Source organism: Bradyrhizobium tropiciagri, assembly GCF_001189845.1.
GTDB classification, from domain to species: domain Bacteria; phylum Pseudomonadota; class Alphaproteobacteria; order Rhizobiales; family Xanthobacteraceae; genus Bradyrhizobium; species Bradyrhizobium tropiciagri.
Genome location: NZ_LFLZ01000168.1, coordinates 1 through 1654, shown reverse-complemented (window position 1 = coordinate 1654; position 1654 = coordinate 1). Strand labels below are relative to the sequence as shown.

Genomic DNA, 1654 nt, shown 5'->3' with positions numbered 1-1654 from the left:
GCCACATACACCACCTTCGCGGCCACCCCTCTCCCTAGCCCTCCCCCGCAAGGGGGGAGGGGACGACGGAGCAAGCGGCACGACTGTCATGCCGACGCCAGCATTCACCCACCCGCATGCAGCACGCGCCCGCGCGTTTCCGGCAGTGCGTAGGCGGCGATGAAGAACACGGCATAGGCTGCGACCGCGAAGATGGCGATCGCGTTGGCGAGCGTCGTCGTGGTCGACAGCGCGCCGACCAGGAACGGAAACAGCGCGCCGACGCCGCGGCCGAAATTGTAGCAGAAGCCCTGGCCGGAGCCGCGCAGCCGGGTCGGGTAGAGCTCGGTGAGGAACGCGCCCATGCCCGAGAAATAGCCCGAGGCAAAGAAGCCGAGCGGGAAGCCCAGCACCCACAGCACCTCGTTGGACAGCGGCAATTGGGTATAGAGCAGCACGACGGCGATGGCGCCGATCGAGAAGATCAGGAACAGATTGCGCCGGCCGATGCGATCCGCGAGCCAGGCGCCGACCAGATAGCCGATGAAGGAGCCGATGATCAGCGTCGCGAGATAGCCGGTCGAGCCGACCACCGAGAGCTTGCGCTCGGTGGTCAGGAAGCGCGGCACCCAGAACGTGATGGCGTAGTAGCCGCCCTGCATGCCGGTGCCGACCAGCGAGGCCAGTAGCGTGGTCTTCAGGATCGGCCCCTGGAATATCTCCCACAGCGCGGCGGGCCCGCTGCCGGATGCCTGCTGCTGCGCCATGGTCGCGGCCGAGATCTCCGGCTCGGTGACGTAGCGGCGCAGATAGAATACCAGCAGTGCCGGCAGCGCGCCGATCACGAACATCCAGCGCCAGGCGTTTTCCGCAGGCAGGATCGAGAACAGCACCGCCTGCGCCAGCACCGCAAGGCCCCAGCCGATCGCCCAGCCCGACTGCACCGAGCCGACCGCGCGGCCGCGATATTGCGGCCGGATCGCCTCGCCGATCAGCACCGCGCCGGCGGCCCATTCGCCGCCGAAGCCGAGGCCGAGCAGCGCGCGGGCAATCAGCAGCTGGTCGAAATTCTGCACCACGGCGCAGACCAGCGAGAAGAACGAGAACCAGATGATGGTGAGCTGCAGCGTCTTCACCCGCCCGATCCGGTCGGAGAGATAGCCACCGAGCCAACCGCCGATCGCGGAGGCTAGTAGCGTCACGGTGCCCGCGAGCCCGGCGGTGCCGGCGTCGACCTTCCACAGCGTGATGATGGTGCCGATCACGAGCGGATAGATCATGAAATCCATGCCGTCGAGCGTCCAGCCCGACGCGCAGGCCCAGAACGTGCGCCGCTCCTGCAGGTTCATGTCGCGATAGAAGGCGAGGAGGCTGGTGTCCTCGATCTCTGCGACTTCCATCGATTTGGATTCGGCCGTGCTCATGCGCGTTCCCCGGAGAAATCTTTCACCGGCACTTTGCGATCCGCGGCCGGAGTTGCGCGGACCGCCAATCTATCGCGATGTTGCAGGCGGGGCAAAGCCGCGTTTGCACGGCCCCTAGAACGAGATGAAGCGGATTGAATCGGTTTGGCCACGAGCGTTCACCTCTCCCCGACGGGGAGAGGTCGATTTGCGCAGCAAATCGGGTGAGGGGCTGCGGCTCCAACGAGAGAGCGTAACCCCTCACCCGGCGC

1 protein-coding gene is annotated in these 1654 nt (G+C 66.5%); it reads right to left on the bottom strand.

Going from position 1 to position 1654, the window contains the following annotated elements; all coding sequences use genetic code 11:
* Positions 1 to 104: 104 nt before the first annotated feature.
* Entirely contained in the window at positions 105 to 1403 is a 1299-nt protein-coding gene (locus AKN84_RS44235; RefSeq protein WP_050426598.1) for an MFS transporter, read from the bottom strand.
* Between the last annotated feature and the right edge of the window lie 251 nt (positions 1404 to 1654).

What these genes read in the sequence shown, in the direction of transcription:
- AKN84_RS44235 (WP_050426598.1), bottom strand. Translation starts at nt 1,403, where the DNA reads ATGAGCACGGCCGAATCCAAATCGATGGAAGTCGCAGAGATCGAGGAC.